The 22,577-nt window shown below is 40.7% G+C and carries 19 protein-coding genes; 10 read left to right on the forward strand and 9 right to left on the reverse strand.

The annotated features are described in order from the left end of the window. Positions 1 to 345: 345 nt before the first annotated feature. The gene (locus BUW93_RS14225; RefSeq protein ID WP_157893341.1) at positions 346 to 1,221 is read left to right on the forward strand and encodes an amidohydrolase family protein; all 876 of its coding nucleotides are present in this window, start codon (positions 346 to 348) and stop codon (positions 1,219 to 1,221) included. Positions 1,222 to 1,659: 438 nt separating this feature from the next. Beyond that, positions 1,660 to 2,136, forward strand: coding sequence for a cupin domain-containing protein (locus BUW93_RS14230; protein WP_081212412.1), 477 nt, complete (start codon positions 1,660 to 1,662; stop codon positions 2,134 to 2,136). Positions 2,137 to 2,306: 170 nt separating this feature from the next. Here BUW93_RS14230 and BUW93_RS14235 read toward each other — a convergent pair whose 3' ends face one another. Continuing rightward, complete coding sequence (locus tag BUW93_RS14235) at positions 2,307 to 3,875, reverse strand: AbgT family transporter (RefSeq protein ID WP_081212413.1); 1,569 nt, start codon at positions 3,873 to 3,875, stop codon at positions 2,307 to 2,309. Positions 3,876 to 4,175: 300 nt separating this feature from the next. On the opposite strand from BUW93_RS14235, the gene BUW93_RS14240 reads away from it, so the two are divergent. Continuing rightward, positions 4,176 to 5,330, forward strand: a complete 1,155-nt coding sequence (locus BUW93_RS14240; RefSeq protein ID WP_081212414.1) for a porin — start codon at positions 4,176 to 4,178, stop codon at positions 5,328 to 5,330. Between the two features lie 136 nt (positions 5,331 to 5,466). Next, complete coding sequence (locus BUW93_RS14245; RefSeq protein WP_081212415.1) at positions 5,467 to 6,009, forward strand: GNAT family N-acetyltransferase; 543 nt, start codon at positions 5,467 to 5,469, stop codon at positions 6,007 to 6,009. Between the two features lie 68 nt (positions 6,010 to 6,077). Here the strand turns inward: BUW93_RS14245 and BUW93_RS14250 are convergent, their stop codons facing one another. After that, positions 6,078 to 7,265 (reverse strand): acetate/propionate family kinase, encoded by a 1,188-nt coding sequence (locus BUW93_RS14250; RefSeq protein ID WP_081212416.1) that lies wholly within the window; start codon positions 7,263 to 7,265, stop codon positions 6,078 to 6,080. Between the two features lie 97 nt (positions 7,266 to 7,362). After that, positions 7,363 to 9,456, reverse strand: a complete 2,094-nt coding sequence (gene pta / locus BUW93_RS14255) for a phosphate acetyltransferase (protein ID WP_081212417.1) — start codon at positions 9,454 to 9,456, stop codon at positions 7,363 to 7,365. 212 nt (positions 9,457 to 9,668) lie between these two features. On the opposite strand from pta, the gene BUW93_RS14260 reads away from it, so the two are divergent. The 3 genes from BUW93_RS14260 to BUW93_RS14270 all read left to right on the forward strand — a co-directional run bounded on the left by BUW93_RS14260 (position 9,669) and on the right by BUW93_RS14270 (position 11,996). Continuing rightward, positions 9,669 to 10,871: a CapA family protein gene (locus BUW93_RS14260; RefSeq protein WP_081212418.1), complete on the forward strand. Its 1,203-nt coding sequence runs from the start codon at positions 9,669 to 9,671 to the stop codon at positions 10,869 to 10,871. 173 nt (positions 10,872 to 11,044) lie between these two features. Next, positions 11,045 to 11,293, forward strand: a complete 249-nt coding sequence (locus BUW93_RS14265; RefSeq protein WP_081212419.1) for a hypothetical protein — start codon at positions 11,045 to 11,047, stop codon at positions 11,291 to 11,293. Positions 11,294 to 11,303: 10 nt separating this feature from the next. Continuing rightward, positions 11,304 to 11,996, forward strand: coding sequence for an aspartate/glutamate racemase family protein (locus tag BUW93_RS14270; protein WP_081212420.1), 693 nt, complete (start codon positions 11,304 to 11,306; stop codon positions 11,994 to 11,996). Positions 11,997 to 12,095: 99 nt separating this feature from the next. Here the strand turns inward: BUW93_RS14270 and BUW93_RS14275 are convergent, their stop codons facing one another. The 3 genes from BUW93_RS14275 to azu all read right to left on the reverse strand — a co-directional run bounded on the left by BUW93_RS14275 (position 12,096) and on the right by azu (position 16,228). Then, a complete protein-coding gene (locus tag BUW93_RS14275; protein WP_081212421.1) occupies positions 12,096 to 13,172 on the reverse strand; it encodes a hypothetical protein in 1,077 nt (358 codons plus the stop codon). A 335-nt stretch (positions 13,173 to 13,507) separates the two neighbouring features. Then, positions 13,508 to 15,394: a phosphoglycerate dehydrogenase gene (serA, locus tag BUW93_RS14280; protein WP_081212422.1), complete on the reverse strand. Its 1,887-nt coding sequence runs from the start codon at positions 15,392 to 15,394 to the stop codon at positions 13,508 to 13,510. 294 nt (positions 15,395 to 15,688) lie between these two features. Further along, positions 15,689 to 16,228 carry an azurin gene (azu, locus tag BUW93_RS14285; RefSeq protein WP_081212423.1) on the reverse strand — a complete coding sequence of 180 codons (540 nt, stop codon included), beginning with the start codon at positions 16,226 to 16,228 and terminating at the stop codon, positions 15,689 to 15,691. 214 nt (positions 16,229 to 16,442) lie between these two features. Here azu and BUW93_RS14290 point away from each other — a divergent pair, with 214 nt between their 5' ends. Next, positions 16,443 to 18,551 carry a M3 family metallopeptidase gene (locus BUW93_RS14290; RefSeq protein WP_232778371.1) on the forward strand — a complete coding sequence of 703 codons (2,109 nt, stop codon included), beginning with the start codon at positions 16,443 to 16,445 and terminating at the stop codon, positions 18,549 to 18,551. Positions 18,552 to 18,629: 78 nt separating this feature from the next. On the opposite strand, the gene BUW93_RS14295 is transcribed toward BUW93_RS14290, so the two are convergent. The 3 genes from BUW93_RS14295 to BUW93_RS14305 all read right to left on the reverse strand — a co-directional run bounded on the left by BUW93_RS14295 (position 18,630) and on the right by BUW93_RS14305 (position 20,922). Further along, positions 18,630 to 19,229 (reverse strand): hypothetical protein, encoded by a 600-nt coding sequence (locus BUW93_RS14295; protein ID WP_157893342.1) that lies wholly within the window; start codon positions 19,227 to 19,229, stop codon positions 18,630 to 18,632. Between the two features lie 178 nt (positions 19,230 to 19,407). After that, complete coding sequence (locus BUW93_RS14300) at positions 19,408 to 19,827, reverse strand: nucleoside-diphosphate kinase (protein WP_081212426.1); 420 nt, start codon at positions 19,825 to 19,827, stop codon at positions 19,408 to 19,410. Positions 19,828 to 19,884: 57 nt separating this feature from the next. After that, positions 19,885 to 20,922, reverse strand: coding sequence for an alkaline phosphatase D family protein (locus BUW93_RS14305; protein ID WP_081212427.1), 1,038 nt, complete (start codon positions 20,920 to 20,922; stop codon positions 19,885 to 19,887). Between the two features lie 83 nt (positions 20,923 to 21,005). On the opposite strand from BUW93_RS14305, the gene BUW93_RS14310 reads away from it, so the two are divergent. Both BUW93_RS14310 and gldI read left to right on the forward strand, forming a co-directional pair. Next, the gene (locus BUW93_RS14310; protein WP_081212428.1) at positions 21,006 to 22,022 is read left to right on the forward strand and encodes a DHH family phosphoesterase; all 1,017 of its coding nucleotides are present in this window, start codon (positions 21,006 to 21,008) and stop codon (positions 22,020 to 22,022) included. After that, positions 22,019 to 22,576: a gliding motility-associated peptidyl-prolyl isomerase GldI gene (gene gldI / locus BUW93_RS14315; RefSeq protein WP_081212429.1), complete on the forward strand. Its 558-nt coding sequence runs from the start codon at positions 22,019 to 22,021 to the stop codon at positions 22,574 to 22,576. The genes BUW93_RS14310 and gldI overlap by 4 nt, the downstream gene beginning before the upstream one ends. Position 22,577: the final 1 nt, after the last annotated feature.

A 22,577-nucleotide genomic window follows, 5' to 3' on the forward strand; every position in this document is an offset into this window, starting at 1 on the left:
AGTACATCAGTACTAATAACTTCCGCTCTACCGCCACCAAAGCGAGAAATCTAACATACGAACCAAGACCGTTGATCAAAAAACAGAGGAAAATAAAACTGAATGAGATAAATAGTGAATTCTAAAATGACCTTTCTGGGAGGTAAGAAGTGTCACAACTAACTGATAAACAATCAGTTCATTTCCATCCTTACACAGAAAAGAGTTATATTTATAGAATAGGTATGAAAGGTTCTTATGGTGTTTAGGTAGAAGTTACAGGGAAGTAACTGAAAACAAGTACTTACCGGTGACTTAATGCTACCAATCGAATTTCTAACTTGAATTAAATTTTATCTCAATACAGTGAAAATCATTATACTTTTATTCACCTTGATGCTTTCTGCTAATCTCTGTTTAAGCCAGATTATAGATGTACATCTGCATTCGTATACCGATGATATATATTATGGAGGAGTTCCACATCCTGCAGGGAATATTCCCTCACCTCCTAATGCTGAAGCACATCTTGAAAGAACTATTAAATTAATGGATTCTTTGCATATTGATTATGCTGTTATAAGTAACAGCATAAAGGCCAATGAAATATGGATGGAAGCAGACGACCGGTTTATTCCCGGTTACGCTGCCAATACAGAAATGATTCCTATAGATGAATTTGATGAATTGATTAAAAACGGAAAGATCAAAGTCTTTGGGGAGATTGGAGCGGTCTATGAAGGAATAACCTTAGCCAACCCCATTTATAAACCGTACTTAGATGTTTGCAACAAATATGGAATACCGGTAATGTACCATACTGGTCCTCCCGATCCGGGTTCCAAAAATAAGGCAAAACGAGTTTTTAAAGGGGACCCGGCATTAATAGAAGACATTATTGCAACATATCCTGACCTTAGGGTTTGCCTTCAACACGCCGGTGCTAGTTTTTGGGAAAATGCCGTGCTGTTAATGGCTTATTATCCAAATGTATATGCTGATTTGGGTGTTCTGTTATGGGTAAGTCCACTAACACAGGAGATGGCTGTGGATTTCCTGAAAAGCTGTAAAAAGTACGGCGTACTGAGCAAGGTGATGTTTGGTTCAGACCAAATGGTATGGCCCGACGCCATTAAGATTTCCATAAATTACTTTAATTCACTCGATTTTTTAACCGAAAAAGAAAAGAGAATGATACTTTACGAAAACGCCAGCAAATTTTTGGGGTTGAATGATGAATAATCTGAACATAAATTCATTGCAAATATAAAAGGTCACTCTACATCTGAAAATTTCTGCGACCTACGTTCTGGATAAGAGGGAATTTATTTGATAAGATTCTTCAGTAAAAGAAGGCAACAATCGTTTGATTGAAATTAGTCCAGCACCCCTCGTTGAGTGGCAAAATCATTAGAGCTCGATAATTAGAACTTTAATGCTGAAAACGCAGCTGACTTAAATACAAAGCGCACTCACTCGAGCGGGTAGCACTGTTTCACAACAGCGCATAACTCAAATATCGGGCAGTTTGGTGAAAATGGTTATTTTAGAAACCTATTTAAGAGCAACAAACCGACAATTCCGAGTCCTATTTCCCGCGACATGTGTCATGCTCGGCCGTTGTACACAAGCATTTAGGTTGGTAGAAACAAGAAGAATAATTAATTTAAAAAGTAAACTATGAGAAATTTAATTTTTACACTGATATTTTTAGCCCCATTATTTCTATTTGCTCAAAGTTCTGATTACAATATTTCTTCATATCATACAGAAGGTACAAAAGCACCAAATACTCATTACATCGGAGAAGCCTGGTTAAATCCAATAATTCACGACGACGCTGAATTAGGTTATAACATAACAAAAGCAACTTTTAAAGCTAATTCAACATTAGATTGGCATAAGCATAGTTCAGTGCAAATTTTAGTTATTGTAGATGGCGAAGCTTATTATCAGAAAAGAGGAAAAAAACCTATAATTTTAAAAGAAGGTGATGTAATTAGGTGTGAGAAAAATACAGAACATTGGCACTCATCTACAAAAAATAGCGATGTAACATATTTGGCATTTTATAGTGGTGAACAACCTACAATTTGGACAGAAGTCCTTACACAAGAATATTATGACAAGGTTCCTGAAATGCTAAAAAAGAACTAATTATCACCAACAAATATTACAAAGTACAGAAGCGCCGAAAGAGGTTAAATATCTCCGCTACAGTTCTTGTAAACAACTATTAGCCGGCGAAGTAAAAAAATTACGGTACAAAAAAGATGTTTACCGGATCTGGTAGACATCTTTTTATAGTGTTGAATAATTATTCAATATTAAGGCGCCGGATAGAGATAATTAGCCTCAAAACTCAATGGGATTCCCAGCCACCAGTAGACTAACAGGAAGATGGTCCAGGCCACCAAGAAAATGACAGAAAATGGTAACATCATGGATATCAGGGTACCAATTCCCATCCCTTTAACATAGCGTTGCCCGAAAACAACCACCAGGGGGAAATAAGGTAAAAGCGGAGTAATTATATTGGAAACTGAATCTCCTACCCGATAAGCTGCCTGGGTAAGGTCTGGTGAAATACCCAATTGCATGAGCATAGGCACAAATATAGGTGCAATGAGGGCCCATTTTGCCGATGCAGAACCCACCATTAAATTCACAAAAGCACTTAATATCACGATCCCAACAATAGTAACCTGTCCCGGCAAGTCTAATGCCTGGAGGAAATTAGCCCCTTTGATAGCTATCAAAAGCCCAATATTAGAACGTGAAAAAGCATCTATAAAAAGGGCGACGAAAAAGGCCATAACGATGTAATAGCCCATACTTTCCATAGATTTCGTCATGCTTTTTATCAGGTCTCCTGAAGATTTATACCTGCCGGATACAAATCCGAAAACAAGCCCCGGAATCAATAAGAGAACAAAGATCAAAGGGACGATTGCTTTCATTAAAGGCGCATGAAATGAAGTGAGGGATTGGACTTCGGGATCGACCATCCCGGGACCTCTAAGGGCTGAATCGTCAGGGTATGCCCACAGAAACAATCCAATAAGTCCAAAGACCATGGCCAAAAGTCCCATCCAGAAAGCTTTACTTTCCCTGGAAGTTACTTTCTCCATCTTAGGCATTTGATCTTCATCCCCATCTATTTTTACTTTGGAAAGCCTTGGCTCCACTATTTTATCGGTTATCCACCATCCAACAAGTACGATCAATAAGGTTGAAGCAGAGGTGAAATACCAGTTATTTAATGGATTCAAATTAATATCTGGATCAAGAATCCTGGCAGCCTCCAGGGTGAAGCTCATAATTAACGGATCTATGGCCGATGGGATAAAGTTTGCAGAAAAGCCTCCGGAGACCCCTGCAAAAGCGGCTGCAATACCAGCCAGGGGATGGCGTCCCGCTGCATAAAAAATGACACCCCCCAGCGGGATTACCAGTACATACCCGGCATCTGCAGCGGTGTGACTCACGATAGCAATTAAAATAAGCATCGGAGTCAGCAGTTTTTTAGGGGTAAAGTTCAGGAGCTTTTTCAGGCCGGCGTCAATCCAACCGGAATGTTCTGCGACCCCTACTCCTAGCATTGCAACCAAAACTATTCCCAGAGGAGCAAAAAGCACGAAAGTATTTACCATATTGGCGAGAAACGCTGCTAATTGGGCGCCGGTGAGAAGGTTCTGGACCTTCAGGCTATCTCCGGTCATTGGATGGGTTTCCCCAAAATCGAAAGGAGAAAGAATTGCCGATAACACCCATATAAAAATGAGCAAATAGAAAAACAGAATTGCGGGGTCGGGTAATTTATTCCCCATTTTTTCAATTAAATCAAGGGCTCTGTTTAAAATGCCTTTTTTAGGGGAATCAACTGCTTCTTCCATAATTAGATCAGGTAGTATGTTAATGAAGTGCTAAAATATAAATTTATTCAAAAAGTATTTGCCAATCTTTTGGCTTGGCTGGTTTAAATATATTTTTTCGCTAATCCTCCAGACAGCATTGAAGTAGCGTACTCGTTTGAAACAAGCTGGTTTAAAACCAGGCTAACTTCAATTAATTTTTAGTAAATTTAAAAAGGTTACTTCAGAAGGAAAGTTGTCCCTTCTAAAGGAAACCCGAGCATTAGTGATATTTCTACCCGAAATCTTACTAAGATATAAATCATAAATTCCTTATATTTTATGATAAAGTCATTTTTATTAAGTGTGCTTTTATTAATCCCACTATTGGGGTTTTCCCAGGTAAATGACAGCCTGGCCAAACCGCTGTTTTCCCTGGATAATAAAAGTTTCCTGAAGGATATAGATTTCACCTTCGATATGCGGGTAGAATTCAGGGCCTATAAGTTTAGGGGTGGAGACCAGTATTACAACGGGATGCAATTTCAGAATGGATTTACAGCGCTTGGAATTGCGGGCAAGTTGCACGAAAATGTGAGTTTCCGTTTCAGGCACCGCTTTAATAAAGGCGGTGATGTACAGAGCCTGGATCTTCTTGGCAACAATATCGAAATTGCTTACCTGGACGTTAAATTAAGTGAATTACTTAATCTCAGGCTTGGTAAAATGAATCCGTTTTATGGTGGTTATGAATACGAGTTCAGTCCGATGTATGTTTTGGAATACAATGAAATTTACGGGAACGCCCTGGCTTTTGTCACCGGGGCCGGAATTACTTACCAGGCATTAGAAGATCATCAATTCGGGTTGCAGGTATTAAACTCACGAACCATGCTTTATGAAGACCTTTATGGGGATGTAATTGCTGAAAACATTCAGGAACCCATCTGGCCGGTATCGGTTGTGGGGAACTGGCGGGGAAGCTTTTTTGATGGTAAATTCCAAACGATTTATAGCCTAAGCTACGGCAACGAAGTAAAAAACAGGGGAACCTATTTTTTCACCTTAGGTCACAAATACGAACAAGGGAAATTTAGCCTTATGCATGATTTTCATTACAGTTATGAACAGGTGGATACCAAAGGGGTGGTGACTAATCTTCGCAATGACGAAGCGGTAGCCGAAGATGTAAGATATTCAGAAAACTGGTTAAGAGCAGAGTATAGCTTTAGCCCCAAAATTAAAGGCTTACTAACTCTTATGACCAGTAGCGCCTATGATAAAATAGAAAACAAAACCGAACACCTGGGCACGAGTTATGGAATGATTCCCACCATTTATTACAGTCCGTTTAAAGACATCGATCTTCGTTTCTTCCTTGCATATATTGGCAGGTTTTACGAATACTCCAGTTATGGCAAAGAGAACCTCGGCCTGGCTAACTATAATAGAAATGAACTCAGGATTGGAGTTATGGCTCCTCTCCTCTTGTTCTGAAATACCTACGTATTAACCAACATAAATTAAAATTGAGAATTGTAAATTAGACTTATAGTTGTAGCGGTTCCATAATAAATTTGAATCGGTTCGGCTGGATTTAAAGTTTACCCTCTTTTTGTATGAATTGGTAGCTATGAAAAACCAACTTCCCAGTCTTCAAACTTCCAGGATTATCCTTAGAGAAATCCTTGAAACCGACTTAGAAAACATTTACAAAGGACTTTCAGATCCCGCGGTAATCAAATATTACGGGATTAGTTTCAACAGTCCGGAAGCAACAAAGGAACAAATGAAATGGTTTGCTGAAGCTTCTCAATGCTGGTGGGCAATTTGTTCGCCCGACAATAAGACATTTTTCGGAGCCGGCGGACTAAATAATATTTCCAAAGCACATAGAAAAGCTGAAATTGGGCTTTGGTTACTTCCCGGTTTCTGGGGCAAGGGAATAATGAGCCAGGCAATGCCATTGATTTGTAATTATGGCTTTAACCAACTTGAACTTCACAGAATAGAAGGCTTTGTAGAAACCGGTAATCTCAACTGCCAAAGGGCAATGGCAAAGCTTGATTTTCAACACGAGGGAACTATGTGGGACTCGGAAATCAAGAACGGAAAGTTCATAAGTATTGACATTTACGCCAAATTGAAAGTTCCTGGTAAAGAAATTAATTTTTAATCCTGTAGCCTGATAAACAAAAGCCCACCGGGAACCGGCAGGCTTTTGATCTTACATTAATTATACTTTTAAGAGATTAATTCCAAAGTCTGCTGGGCGATCTCTAACTCTTCATTAGTTGGGATCACGAGTACTTTCACCTTAGAATCTTCAGCATTGATATACCTCAACTCTTTTGAGCGTTCCTTATTTTTTTCTTCGTTCAATTTAATTCCGAAGAAATCCATATCCCGGCACACCAGGCCACGAATCACATCGCTGTTCTCCCCTATCCCGGCAGTAAACACTATGGCGTCAACTCCATTCATCGCGGCGGCGTAGGCCCCAATGTATTTCTTAATTCTATAGGCATTCATATCCAGAGCGAGCTGACACTGGCGGTTACCCTTTGCAGCCTGCTCTTCGATATCGCGTAAATCACTGTATCCCGTGAGGCCCATCATGCCACTTTTATGATGCAGGATATCACTCACCTCCTGTGCGGAATATCCCAGTTGTTCAATCATATAAAAAATCACCGACTGGTCTATATCCCCGCTACGGGTACCCATTACAAGACCGTTAACCGGTCCGAAACCAAGGGAGTGATCTATACTTTTCCCATCTTGTACCGCGGTAATGCTACACCCGTTTCCAAGGTGCACACTTATAATTTTTGAAGTCTCCTTTTTAAGTTCGGCAATTGCCAACTGGGTAACATACTTATGACTGGTTCCGTGAAATCCGTAAACCTGTATGTGGTGATCTTCGTAAAAAGAATTTGGGATCGCATACTGGGCTGCCCGGGAAGGAATAGTTCTATGAAAAGCCGTATCAAAAACCGCTACCTGTTTTGCCTGTGGAAAAAGTTGCTCGGCTACCTCAATTCCTTTCAGGTTAGGTGGGTTGTGTAAAGGAGCCAGAGAAAAATACTCCCTGATCTTGGCTTTCACTTTTTCGTCGATAATAATTGTTTTAGAGAAGCTATCTCCACCGTGAACTACCCTGTGACCAATTGCTGGAATTTCTGAAGCATCTTTTATCACTCCTTTCTCCGGGTCCATTAAAAGACCTGTAATCGCCTTTAAGGCTACGGCGTGATCTGGAACTTCCAGTTCTTTGGAAATTGTATTGGCCGCGCTTTTATAATGAAGTTTAGCGCCCTCCAAACCGATGCGTTCTACCATTCCTGAGGCCAGCACGGTCTCATCGGGCATTTTTATAAGTTGAAATTTTAAGGAAGAACTCCCTGAATTTATTATTAAAATATTTTCCATCTGTTTATAATTTTAATCCCAATTTTAGACTTAGGCACAGGCTTATAATCATATTCCTGAGTAATCAAGTTTTGGGTCCAGCTGCTTGCTGGTTTCATTAAATTCCTTGTGCCTGAATGGCTGTTAAAATTACCGTATTATAAACGTCATCTACCGTACAACCACGGCTAAGATCGTTTACCGGTTTGTTGAGACCTTGAAGCATTGGGCCAATTGCCAGAGCTCCTGTCTCCCTTTGTACGGCTTTATAGGTGTTATTTCCTGTATTTAAATCGGGGAAGATCAACACGTTGGCCTGCCCTGCAACTTCTGAGTCGGGCAGCTTAGATTTTCCAACGCTAATATCAACCGCGGCATCATACTGGATAGGACCTTCGATCTTAAGATCTGGTCGGCTGGACTTCACGATTTCAGTGGCCTCCCGTACCCGGTCTACATCGGCTCCTTTTCCTGAACTTCCTGAGGAATAAGAAAGCATCGCGATCTTAGGGTCAATTCCAAAAGCGGCTGCACTTTCTGCCGAAGAAATGGTGATCTCGGCAAGCTCTGCGGCCGAGGGATTTGGATTGATGGCACAGTCACCAAAAACAGAAACCCTATCTTCCAAACACATAAAAAATACCGAAGACACTACCGAAACACCCGGTTTAGTCTTGATAAACTGAAGTGCCGGCAATATAGTATGCTGGGTAGTATGTGCAGCTCCCGATACCATTCCGTCAGCATGGCCTTTATGAATCATCATGGTTCCGTAGTAAGAAACGTCACTCATTCTGTCTTTGGCCATATCCATATTCACTCCTTTATGTTTTCTGAGTTCATAAAAGGTTTCAGCATAATCAAGGAAATTGGCCGAGTTAACCGGATCGATGATATTAACTTTATCAAAATCAAGGTTAAGGCCTAGTTTCGCCACCGTTTTTTTAATTATTTCCTCATCGCCCAGCAGGGTGATATCCACAAGATCCATATTAATCAATCGCGCTGCGGCTGTAAGGATTCTTTCATCGGTTCCTTCAGGCAGTACAATATGTTTCTTGCTTTGCTGAGCTCTTTTAACCAGATCATACTGGAACATTCTTGGAGTTCTCCCGTGAGGCTCATAATTAGTGAGTTTCTCTACCAGAGGATCGATAGAAACAAAGCGTTCAAATATACCGATGGTGGTTTGGATCTTCTGAATACTGTCGGCATAGATATTAGATTTTATAGCGCCCACCTTATTGGTCACACTAAAGGTCCCTTCCTCTACCGAAATAATAGGCACAATATCCGAAAGGCCTTCAATAAGTTTTATAATTGAATTTTCAGGGGTAAGTCCACCGGTTAGGATAATTCCCGAAATACGGGGATAGTTACTGGAGATATTTGCCTGTAAGGCGCCGAGGATGATATCTGCCCTGTCCCCCGGGGTTATCACCAGGCTTTCATTCTTCAGGGTATTCAGATAATTACGAAGCTGCATTGCCCCTACCCCAAAATTCCCGGTCTGGTTGTCAAGAAATTCTTTCCCAAACAAGACTTTTCCGTTTAGGGTTTTAACAATCTCCTTCAGGGTTGGATTATTCAGATTATCGATAAGCGGAATAGAGAATACCTGCACCTCTTCGGGCAGGAAGCTGCGCATATTCTTTTTTGCAGGCTCCAGGTTCTCTTCCATTATTTTATTGCTCACCATAGCCATTACCTGCACCTCTTTATCTTTAAAGGCACGGTATGCCATCTGTTGATTCCCAAGAAGTTCCTCCCAGGTTTTATGCTGGCCGCTAACCACGATAATCACAGGGATACCCAGGTTTTTAGCGATCACTACGTTCACATCAAATTCAAAAACGCTGCCTTCGCCAGAAAAATCACTACCTTCTACCAGTACAAAGTCAAAGTTTTCTTCAAGATTTTTGTACTTTCTTATAATGGTATCGATCACTTCTCCGGTCTTCCCCTCATTTCTCTTCTGGATTACCTGGCTTCTTGTAAAAGCGTAAGTATCTTCATAAGGGATTTTCAGGTCAAAATAGCTTATAACGGTGTCTATATGATTATCTTTTTCTCCCACAGGCATATCATCGATAACAGGCCTGAAATAGCCTACTTTAACCATTTTCCCCAGTAGGGTGCGCATGAGCCCCAGGGTGATCATCGATTTTCCACTGTGAGATTCCAGCGTAGCAATGTAAATTCCTTTATTCATGATTTTTAATTTGTGGCACAAAAATAGGGCTTATAAAAACCCCGGGCTGCTGTTAACCCTCAAAAGATCAGAAAAACTGACTAAAATCAAGTTTTACCAAAGTTAAAAGATTGTAAAAATTATGCTGAAAGCTCCAAAAAAAAAGATAGTAATCAAAACTAAAATGGCCAGATATTCTTAACTTAAGAGATACTTTTGAAAGGCTTTTTGGGATGAAGAATTATCAAAAGCTAATGCTGTTGGCAAGCCTCCTGTTTTGGTTGGGAACTGCTGCCATTTCACAAACCAAAAAAGGATTAGTGGGCAAAGAAAATAGTACAATAAAGCTTTTCCTTAGCGGAGATGTGATGACCGGGCGGGGCATCGATCAGGTGCTGCCCACTTCTGTAGATCCGAAGTTGTACGAAGCTTATGTAAAAGATGCACGGGATTACGTCTTGCTGGCAGAACGTGAACACGGAAAGATAAAACAACCGGTTTCCTATGCCTACCCCTGGGGGGAAGCGCTAAAGCTCTGGCAACAGAATGCACCAGACCTGAAACTCATCAATCTGGAGACTAGTATCACCACCAATGATAAAGCCTGGCCAGGTAAGGGTATTCATTACCGGATGCATCCCGAAAATGTAAAAGTTCTCAATTCGGCCGGAATAGACCATATAAGCCTGGCCAACAACCATAGCCTGGACTGGGGCCGGAAGGGTTTAGAGGAAACAATGAAAAGTCTGCAGGCAGCAGGGATATCTTTTTCAGGAGCTGGAAATAACGACAGGGAGGCCGCTAAAGCTTCGGTTCTGGAAACCGAAAAAGGCCGGGTGCTTGTTTTCTCCTATGGAATGCCTAACAGCGGCGTTTTTGAAAGTTGGGCTGCAGGTAGCGATCGTTCGGGACTTAACTATCTACCGGGAATGAGCGATAAGGAATTAAGCCGAATAAAGGACAATATTACACGACAAAAACAAACCGGCGACCTGGTAGTATTTTCCATACACTGGGGAGGGAACTGGGGTTATGATATTTCTTCTCGCCAGAGGGAATTCGCTCATCAACTTATCGACCAGGACATCGTAGATATTATTTTTGGGCATTCGTCGCATCATCCCATGGGATTGGAGGTGTATCAAAACAAATTAATTATCTACGGCGCCGGGGATTTCATCAATGATTACGAAGGAATAAGTGGCCGGGAAGAATTCCGGGGTGATCTAAGCCTGATGTATTTTCCTGAAATCGATATGACCACTGGCCAGCTGGTAAGTCTAAAAATGATACCAATGAAAATCAAAAAATTTAGTTTACATGGCGCTCCTAAAAAGGATATAAAATGGCTTCAGAAAACCCTGAGCCGGGAGGGTAAAAAACTAGGCACTACTATAGATAAGGACGAAGAAAATAATCTTTGGCTTCAATGGTAAAGAAATACTGGGAAAATCCTCCATTTTCCTGATTAAGCTCATAAAATTCCTGAAAGAAATTCCTGATATTGGATGCTGGAATTAATTAATAGACCGTGTAACTACGGTTACAGTAGAAAATCGCAACAAATCCTATATTCAGAAGATGGTGTAACTCTCTAAATCCAGCAATCATGAAAGCCAACATAATCGTAAAAAACCTGAAGAACAATGGGGCCGCCCAGGCAATATTGAAAAAAGTCTCGGCTATTCCAGGCCTCAGTGAAATTAATATCGATGCGGAACACTCAAAAATTTCCTTCAAATATCAATCGGATGAAGCTGTTTTTAAGCTTTTAACCACTCTTAAGAATTTGGGACATCCATATATCGCTACCCGGCGCTCCATGGCGGCCAGGTTTAATAATGAACTATTAACTTAATTAGTAAAAAATGAAATTACTGGGAATGATAGGAGGCACCTCCTGGCACTCTACTATTGAATATTACCGGTTGCTAAATCAGTTAGCCGGCGAAAGGATCGGGGCCGATCAAAATCCCCCGCTCTTATTATACAGTCTCAACATAAAGCTCATGCGCGAGCAAAACCTGAAAGCCATAAACAGCGCTTATCTTGAGATCGCGAAAAAACTGGAAGCTGCCGGGGCGGGTGCAATTATTATTTGTGCCAATACCCCGCATATGGTTTATAGTTATGTTCAGCCTAAAATTAATATCCCTATTCTTCATATTGCAGACGCTGTGGGAATTGAGGCTCAGAAAAAAGGCTATAAACGCCTGGGACTACTGGGAAACAAACCTACCATGACCAAGGGTTTTTTACAAAACCGACTTAAAGACATCTATAAAATTGAAGTGATTATTCCTGAAGATGAATACCTTGACGATTGCCATGGCTTTGTCTCCAAAGAATTAACCCAGGGTCAATTCACCGACGAAGCCAGAGCATTTTTCCTGAATCAATTGGAAAATCTTCAAAAGAAAGGCGCCGATGCCATTATTATGGGATGCACCGAATTGCCCATTCTTATACCGCAGGACAAAACCAATATACCTTTATTGGAAACCACCGATTTACACGCGCAAATGGCCGTAGATTTCATCTTTGAAGATGAAGAATTTTAAATATATTTTTAATTATAAAAAGCACAGAATTCCAGGAATTCTGTGCTTTTTTTGTTTATGATTTATCTCTATAAAAACCGGATTAGGGTTCAAAAATAACTAGCCTTGTCCAAGCCCGAACAGGTCGGGAGAATCAGATTTTGTGCAGCCTTCTCTAAAATGAAAGGGATCCATGGCCCCTGGCCCATCAAATAGGGCACGAACATCCTCATCGGTAATAACACCCGCCCTAATAAGTTCTTCTTCAGAATTAGCGAAACCGGGAAGCAAATTTATTTCCATATAATATTCATCAAGGCCCGCAGCATCGGGAAGTTGTACACATAAAGTGGTGGCCCCTTCTGTGGACATTCCATTTTCAAAATCATCTTCCACCCAGATTGCATTTTCCAATCCGCTGTATAAATTTTCACCTTTAGGATTTTCCGGGTCCCCACTATACTTCCAGATATCAACTGAAAAATGGGCAGAATAATGTCTTCCGTTCTCATCACAATAATTTCCGAAGATGCAAAATTCGATAATTTCCAAACCTTGAATATCGAAGAAGATATAGCCATAGCGATTAACAATTCGGTCATCAAAACAAATCACATCGAGAGGCACATAAGGTTTACCTCCTGAACCTAGATCTATACTTAGCGGTAATGGATTATCTACCAGGTTGGCCAGATTTCCCGGGGTATCTCCCATTCGCGGAGCAAGCCAAATCATATTTTCGTTGGAATCCAGCACTGTAGCGTACTCCAATTGATAGCTCCCCGGTGGTAATTGCAAGGCAGGTGATTCCTGGGTGAAATAAACAGGCTGGCTGTTGCCTCCGTTTGGATCGTTAAAAGGAATTTGGTGAATAGGAATGCGAACCGGAGCATCCATTTCTCCCAGCATTATATTTCCATCCCTGGAAAGTACAATATCCAGAAATGCCGGAATAGCGCTCTCACAGTTTTGCATAAATTCGTCCTGCTCCTTTATATTGTTATTTGCCTCTGTATTTTCACTTTGCTGTGATTGCTGCCCGGAATTTAGAAAAACCACATCGTTTAACACAGGTCCAAACCTAAGACTGATAAGATCTTCGGCCACTGGCAGTTCCTCCATTAGCTCTGCATCGGTGGTACAGGAATTAATAGTAAGAATGGAACAAAATGCAGTTAGGAGATATAATTTTCTCATAATTCCATTGATTTAGTTAGTTATAAACTTTCCAAAACAGGAAGCGACAGGAAGATTAAGGGTAATCCAGAATAGCCTGGAGAATAAATTTAGGAGTTATTTACTTAATTAAAGCTGGGGGTTTTCCCGTGACTTTAGAAAACAGCACTCTTCATTAACCTGAAGATGTAAAAACCACTTACAAGTCGAATTAACAAGATAAATATATTGGAAGGCACTTAAAATGGATTACCAAAGTTAGAGAAGATTGAAGAAAAAGGATCCTGCCCACAGATAACTAAAAAAAAGCCACAGATTCCCTGGAACACTGTGGCTTTTTGGTTTATAAATTATTCCTAATAAAGAACTCTGAAACGTATAGTCCCTTTAAGCCCTTTCAGGTCTTTAATTACAGCTTTGTCATATTCCTTATCGATATCGGTAATCACATAACCAATAGTTTCGTTGGTTTTAAGATACTGCCCAACAATATTGATGTCATGGTCGGCCAGAATTCGGTTGATATCAGCCAGGATACCGGGTACATTGCGGTGAATGTGGATTAACCTATGGGCATCTTTCAGCACCGGTAGTTGCAGGTTCGGGAAGTTTACCGAGTTGGTAGTACTTCCGGTATTGATATATTCAATTATTTTTCCCGGCACGAAATTCCCGATATTCTCCTGTGCTTCCAGGGTGCTCCCGCCAATATGTGGAGTAAGGATCACATTAGGCAAGCCGCGTAATTCCGATTCGAATTCCTCGTTATTTGTTTTTGGTTCTTTTGGAAAAACATCTATCCCTGCGCCCAGTACTTTGCCTGATTCTATATTCTTCTTCAAGGCTTTTATATCTACCACGTGGCCACGACTAAGGTTCAGAAAGATAACCTCATCTTTCATTTGGTTAAATTCCTCTTCCCCAATCATATTGAGGTTTTCCTTACGGCCATCGACGTGAAGTGTTATTATATCTACGGTACTGAGAAGCTCTTCCAGAGAATTGCATTTGGTAACATTTCCAAGGGGAAGTTTTTCTTCAATATCATAATAATATACATCAAAACCAATAGACTCCGCAACCACCGAAAGCTGTGCGCCAATATTTCCATAGCCAATAATACCCAGTTTTTTCCCGCGGGTTTCAAAACTATTATTAGCCGATTTTTCCCATTTGCCTTGATGCATCAATCTGATCTTATCGGGCAGGTTTCGCATAAGCAAAATGATTTCACCTATCGCGAGTTCTACAACCGACCGGGTATTGCTAAAGGGCGCATTAAAAACCGCAATTCCTTTCTTAAGACATTCTTCCAGATCGATCTGATTGGTGCCTATACAAAAGGCTCCCACTCCAATAAGGCGGTTGGCGTTTTCAAGTACTTTTTTGGTTAGGTGTGTCTTAGACCTAATCCCTATCACCGACACATCTTTGATCCTTTCGGCCAATTCATCTTCATCCATCGCTCCAGGATGAACACTTACATTATAGCCCTCCTTCTTCATGATATCTACAGCATCCTGATGCACATTTTCAAGCAATAGGACGTTTATTCTGTTCTTAGGGTAAGAAATAGCTTTGTTCATATTATGTACAAATAAAAATTCATCCAGACTCGGGGTGATATGGTCGGCTTTTTGAAGCACTTTTTCCCGTTCCACATTTTCAGTAAAAGCATAAAATTTATTAGCCAGTCCCGAGGCCTTGATCTCATAGTCGGTATAGCCATCTCCAATAACATACACATCGCCTTGAAGATTGAGGCGTTTTAATTGTTCAACTTTTCCGTTATTGGAAGATAAAACATTCTCCCGGTCAAAACCCACGATCTTCCCATGCTCATCAAATTCAAAGGTGTTGGCAAAAACGTTTTCCGGGCGTACCCCGTAATCTTCCACAATAGGTACGATAAACTCCTTAAAGCCATTAGAAATGATGTAAATGTTCTCGTGATACTCCTCAAAAAACTGACGGTTTCTAATAAAGGAAGAAGAAACACGTTCTTTCAGGTTTTCAATCAAGGGCTGCAGGTGATCTTCATGAGCTTTTAAAAGGCGAAGACGCTCTTCCAGGGATTCTCTGAAGTCTAATTCCCCTTTCATCCCGAGATCGGTTAGGCTTTCAACCTCCCGGAGGTTCTTTTCTTTTTCTTTATCGCTTGCCAGGGAGATCTCACCCAATACATCAAGGGCTTCAACCTGGGTAAAAGTACTGTCAAAATCAATTACAATATGCCGTTCCATTAGAGGTCTTTTTGGACTAAAAATAAAAGCCTAAAACTACAGCTTTTCAGACTTTTGAAAGCCCCGAAAAATCAAAAATTTAAGGCAACTTAAGGCCTGGAAGGAGGTTTTTATAATATTAATAATTCCCTTCCAATAACAGGGCAGGATTTTAAAGAAATGGCAAGAATAAAAGCCTGAAATTGGTTTATTTCCATTTCAGGTTTTAAAAAAAATTCAGTATTAACTACCAAAATCAAAAATGCCTGCCTTCAGCAAGTGAAAACAGGCATTAATATGATTAAGAGCGTAGATTTACTCTACGATAAACTTCCCTTTCATTAAAGAATAGTGACCGGGGAACGAACAGATAAAATCGTAAGTTCCTTTTTCAGGAACCTCAAACTCGACAGTAGCGGTTTCTCCCCCACCAATCATTTTGGTATGAGCGATCACATTATCGGTGTTTTCAGGAATATAATCGTTGTCCTTGGCACTAACGGCAGCACCACCAAATTCAGGGATATCAGTTCCCTGGGTTAAAAGTACCCAGTTGTGTCCCATTGCAGCTTTGTCCATTTGGCCAACATGTTTCAAAGTAAGACGCACTGTTTGTCCGGCTTTAACTCTAATTTCATCCTTGTTGAAACGCATTTGGTCATTTCCTTCGATAGTGATCTCCACAATATCAGAATCAGCAGCATCCTGAGAATCAGCTTCTTTGGTTTGCGTGGTCTCTTCAGTGGAAGTGTTGCCAATGGTAGTTTTTTCCTCGGTTTCTTTTTCTTTCTTTTCACCACAGGCTATCATAGCCATAGCTCCAAAGATCAAAACGAATTTGCTTAAATTTTTCATTAGTAATTTAATTAATAGTTCATATTTAATTTAGGATGGGTTTTTATAAACCCTGCCCAAAGATAATAGGAATTTTTATGGAGAGCATTCGTTTAAGGAAACTTTGAACCGAAATGTTAAAAAAAGGATAAGGCCAAATCCTAAAATCTTCGTATCTTCAAGGCGTTTAAATCAAAAATAATCTTTAATGAAGAAAGTTTTAAAAAACGCCGGAATGCTCGCGTTGGCAACCATTTTGAGTTCCAATGCTCTGGCACAAGATAAGGATATGGATAACATTTTATTAGCCGAATGGGAAGGACCTTACGCTGGGGTTCCTGCTTTTGACAAGATGGAAGTCGATCTTGTAAAACCCGCGATGGAAAAAGCCATGGAGATGCACCTGGCTGAAATCGATAAGATCGCCAATAATCCAGAGGCTGCCACTTTTGAGAACACCATTGTACCAATGGAAAAAGCCGGAAAAGAACTGAGAAGGGTCTTTACCTATTATGGTATTTTTAGCAGTAATATGTCCAGCCCCGAATTCAGAGAGGTTCAAAAAGAACTCTCTCCAAAGATCTCGGAATACAGTTCTAAGATCTCCCAAAACGAGAAACTTTTCAAAAAAATCGAAAAGGTTTATGAGGACTCTAAAGAAAACCCCCTGGCTTCCCAGGAACAGAGAGTTATCGACCTTATTTATGAGGAATTCGCCATGGAAGGGGCTGCCCTCAATGAAGAGGATAAGAAACGTTATGCAGAGATCAACAAAGAGCTCTCTAAGCTCTACACCAAATTCTCAAATAACGTCTTAGCCGAAGAGGAGAATTACGTGGTCTTTCTGGAAAAAGATCAGTTAGGTGGCCTTCCCGAATCCTACATAAAATCTGCTGCCAGCGCCGCTGAAGAACGTGGAGAGCCTGGAAAATACGCGGTAACCAATACCCGCTCTTCTATGGATCCTTTTCTCACCTATTCCGATGAAAGGAAATTACGGGAGAAAGTATGGAATAATTATTATTCCCGTGGAGATAACGATGATGAATTCGACAATAATGAGGTGATCAAAAATATCCTGAAACTTCGTGACGAAAGGGTTGAACTTCTTGGTTATGATAATTTTGCCCAGTGGAGATTACAAAACCGAATGGCCAAGAATCCTGAAAACGCCATGGAGCTCATGGAAGCAGTATGGCCGGCAGCCCTGGCCCGCGTGGAACAAGAGGTTGCCGATATGCAGGCCATAGCCGATAAAGAAAATGCTGGTATCACCATTGAACCCTGGGATTATCGTTATTATGCCGAAAAGGTAAGAAAAGACAAATATGACCTTGACAGCGAAGAGGTGAAACAATACCTGGAATTGGGTAATTTAACCCAGGCGCTTTTCTTCACTGCCGGAGAGATCTTTAATTTTGAATTTACTCCTGTTGAAGAAGGATCGGTACCAGTATTTCATGAAGATGTAAATGTTTGGGAAGTAACCGATAAATCTACCGGAGACCTGATTGGACTTTGGTATCTGGATCCTTTCGCCCGGCAGGGAAAACGTTCTGGTGCCTGGGCCACCACATACCGCAGTTATTCTGAACTAAAAGGTGCAAAACCGGTTTTAGCTTCTAACAATTCTAATTTTATTGAAGCTGCCGAAGGCGAGCCCATTCTTATTTCCTGGGATGATGCCACGACTTTCTTTCACGAATTCGGGCACGCCCTGCACTTCCTGGCTGCCGATGTGAAGTACCCAACCCTTAATGGAGGAGTAAGAGACTACACCGAATTCCAGTCTCAACTACTGGAGCGATGGTTGTCTACCGATGAGGTGATTAACCGCTTCCTTCGCCACCATGAAACCGACGAAGTTATTCCCGATGAACTGGTAACCAAAATCAAAAATGCCTCTACCTTTAATCAGGGATTTGCCACTACCGAATTTCTCGCTTCAGCCTTAATGGATATGAAGTATCACACCACCGACCCCGACAAGATCGAACCCAGGGAGTTTGAAAAGAAAACCCTGGAAGAACTGGGCATGCCAAAAGAAATCGTGATGCGTCACCGTTCGCCGCACTTTGGTCACGTATTTTCAGGTGAGGGTTATGCAACCGGTTATTACGGTTACCTATGGGCCGATGTGCTTACCTCTGATGCTGCGGAAGCCTTTAGCGAAGCGCCGGGTGGATTCTACGATAAGAATGTTGCCCAAAAACTGGTTAAATATCTATTCGCTCCGCGAAATGCGATGGATCCGGCTGAAGCTTACAGAAGTTTTAGAGGAAGGGATGCGAAAATTGATGCTTTAATGCGCGATCGAGGTTTTCCCGTACCTAACGAAAAGTAGATTTTTAAAATATGCCCAAATAAAAAACCTGCCTGGAAATTTTTTTTCAGGCAGGTTTTTTCATTCATATATCTAAAACTATTCAATGACCGTAGCCACTAATTTATTCGGGCCTTGAGAAAAACCATACAGGAATAAATTATCGCGTGTTATTTTTTCCAAAGGCACAGCGGTCATTATTTTACCGTGCCTGTAGATGGCCAGGAAGTAGGTTTGGTCGATTTTCTTTAAATAGGAATGGACAATTTTATTATCGGGGTGATTTAGAAAATCTATCTCAAAATTTTTCCCGCCTCGTTCTAACCTGTATTTAATTTTTTTGATCTCCTCACTGCTCAACTCCGTTTTTGTAGGAACCAGCCTTATATAATCTATTGGACTCTCTATCCTTTCAGAAGAAATACTTAAGCGGTTAGGATGCTTAAATCTGAACTCGGCAAAGGCAAGGGTATCGATTTTTAGTTTATTGTTTTCAGTTTTATAAGAGGTTTTAGTAATAAACTTATCGAAGTTGTAATGAAATAAGGAATCTTCGCTCACCTGCATCAGGTGTATGCCCGGAAAAGCTCCAAAACTCTTATTCCCGGATACAATCCATTTTCCTTCCAATTCCTGGGCAGTAATTGAAGTGCTTAAAAACAACGCGACTAAAACTAAACATCTAACAATAAATTTCATATTTTTTCTTTTTATATTTCATTAAAATTTAAAAAGAAACTCCCTAAAAACCTGAATTTTTCGATAGCATTCAGATTATCAAGATTAATCGTAAAAATATTGGTGTTTGTAGGATAATGGAATAAAAAAAGCCATCAGGTAGTACCTGATGGCTTTTTGTATAGATCAAAAATTCTCTTTAAAACATCTCTCTTCCAGAAAAATGAAAAGCACCTTCAATTGTGGCGTTCTCGTCGCTATCGCTTCCGTGTACAGCATTCTCACCCACAGAAGTAGCATATTTCTTACGTATGGTTCCTTCGGCTGCATCTTCAGGATTAGTAGCTCCAATTAAAGTTCTAAAGTCATCTACAGCATTGTCCTTTTCAAGAATAGCGGCAACAATAGGGCCACGTGTCATGAACTCCACCAATTCCCCAAAAAACGGACGTTCCTTATGGATCGCGTAAAATTCTTCCGCATCGGTTTTGGTCATTTGAGTCATCTTCATCGCTACAATTCTAAAACCTGAAGCGGTAATTTGTTCTAGTATTCCACCAATATTCCCTTTTTCTACTGCATCGGGTTTAATCATGGTGAATGTTTTGTTTCCTGCCATTTTATGCTTTTTAAAATTTGGGCAAAAATAAGTAAATCCCTTCCAAATGCAAGTTGTTTAATGCTTTATATGTGGGTACTCCACTTTTTGGTGCTGAAGAAGGCGGTTCTCTTCCCCCCGCATTTCCATATGTACCTGGTTATTTTTAAAATCAAATTTAAGAAGCCCAAAGCTAAGATCGCTTACCACTTCTCCGGTTCGATATCGGTTTGGTTCCCCACTAAAACCGGTATAACTATGTGTTAGTCCGCTGGAGGTAAAATCAACCATTGGATAATTCAGACCTTCAAGCTTCATTTCTGAAAATTCTGAAATATGGCGGTCCCCACTTAATATAATTATATTTTTTGCTGCAGAATCTTCTATTAGCTGAAGTAGTCTTTTTCTTTCGGCAGGGAAATTACCCCAGGTTTCAAAACCGTGCTCTTGAGAGATCACCTGGATACTGCTTAGAATTAAGTTGAAAGTGGCATTACTGGTTTCTAACTCTTCTTCCAGCCATCGCCATTGTTGTTCGCCTAAAATAGTTCCCTTGTTGTTAACTTTATATCTCCTACCGGGTTTATCGTCTGGCTCAAGCTCATCTCTGAAATACCGGCTATCTAAAACAATCAACTTAATACTTCCCTTTGGGGTTTCAAATAGCTCACTGTGATAAACCCCTTCCCTTTCGCGGCGGGGATCATCTTGCGGAACACCCATAAAATCAAGAAATAGCTGCTGACTTTCCTCTTTAAATTCCCATTCCTTTCCGCCGTCGTTAATTCCATAGTCGTGGTCATCCCAGGTACCTAAAACCGGTATGCTTGAGCTTAGTTGTTTATATCCCGGCATATTTTGTTGCATCCGGTAATACTCCTGCATCAGTTGCATATCGGGGGTATCGGCATAGATATTATCGCCGCCCCACACAAACACATCGGGCTCATTTTTTAAAATTGGTTCCCATAATGGCTGGGGAGCTTCCTGTTTATTACAACTCCCAAAAGCAAGCACAAAATCGTAATTTTCTTCAGGATATTTTTTGGAAGGCCCGGTGGTACTTCCGCAGGAAAAAAGAATAAAAAAAGGTAAAATTCTAAATATTAATTTCATTTTTTGTTGATTTGCTTTCGCATCAAATTTAAAGATTCATTTATTAGTAAAAGTTAATAAATTGTATCTTTAGCCTTTAAACTATGATAGAACAAAGCATTTTAGAGATTACCGCCGAGCTGGCCAGTGCCAGGGATATTGTTATTGTACCCCACAAAGGTCCCGATGGTGATGCCATAGGAGCTTCTCTCGCGATGTGGCATTTCTTAAAGGATAAAGGCCATAATCCCCGGGTAATCGCACCAAATAACTACCCCGATTTTCTTAAATGGTTACCAGGGAGCGAGGAGGTAATCATATATGAAAATGAACAGGAGCGCTGCAACCAGCTTATAGCCGATGCCGACCTGGTTTTCACTCTCGATTTTAACGAACTAAACCGCGCCGGAATTATGGTGCAAGCCCTTATAGATTCTCAGGCGGTTTTCGTAATGATAGACCATCACCAGGAACCCTCAGATTATGCAAACCATACTTACAGTGATGCCACTATGAGTTCTACCTGTGAAATGGTGTACCACTTCCTGGAGAAATTAAGGGCTGCAAACCATATAAGTCCCGAAATCGCGACCTGCCTATATACAGGTATTATGACTGATACCGGTTCTTTTAGATTTAGTGCCACCAGCAGCCTTACCCACCGTGTTGTTGCCGACCTTATAGACAAAGGTGCTGAAAACTGGAAAATTCATAATAAGGTTTTTGATACCAATTCAGAAAAAAGAATGCAGCTTTTGGGTACTGCTTTAGGCAACCTAAAAGTAATGCCTGAGTACAAAACAGCTTACATAAGCCTTTCTCAGGAAGAACTTGACCGCCACGATTTCAGAAAAGGTGATACCGAAGGTTTCGTGAACTACGGGCTGGCACTCCAGGGAATAAAATTTGCAGCTATTTTTATAGAAAATAAACAGGAAGACATCATAAAGATCTCCTTCCGATCTAAAGATGATTTCTCAGTAAATGCTTTTGCAAGGCAAAATTTTGAAGGAGGCGGACATATAAATGCCGCAGGAGGAAAAAGCGAGCTCAGCCTGAAAGAAACTCTGGAACGTTTTGAGGCTCTCCTCCCACAGTATAAAGATGAATTAACCAAATGAGAGTCGGTTTTATTTTATTAGTAATATTAGTGTTCGGCGCTTGTAAGTCGCCCGAGGCGCGCTATCCGGTTAGCCAGAATTCAGGGTCATACATCCGGGAATCGGTAGAGCGCAACCGGGAACTGGTGGCCGCCGAAGAAGAGTATATCAAAGCTTTAATAGAAAAAGATTCTACTACAGAATACTATGCTTCTAATGACGGATTTTGGTATTACTACAACAAAAGATCCACCGATTCTTCAAATACCGAAATGCCTGAATTCGGAGATCTTGTAAAATTTGATTATAGTCTTTCCACTCTTGACGGAGACCCCATTTATGCAGAAGGAGAAAAACCTACCAGGGAATATGCCATCGACCAGGAAAAACTTTTTAGCGGACTCCGGCAGGGTTTAAAGCTTATGAAAGAAGGAGAAACCCTTACCTTTCTTTTTCCTTCTCACAAAGCTTATGGATATTATGGAGACAAAAATAAAATCGGGACGAACGTTCCGGTGATGGCAAAAGTGACTTTACACGATATCAATAAAAATGAATCTAAAAACGACGATTAAA

The organism is Salegentibacter sediminis (assembly GCF_002078605.1).
Taxonomy (GTDB): Bacteria; Bacteroidota; Bacteroidia; order Flavobacteriales; family Flavobacteriaceae; genus Salegentibacter; species Salegentibacter sediminis.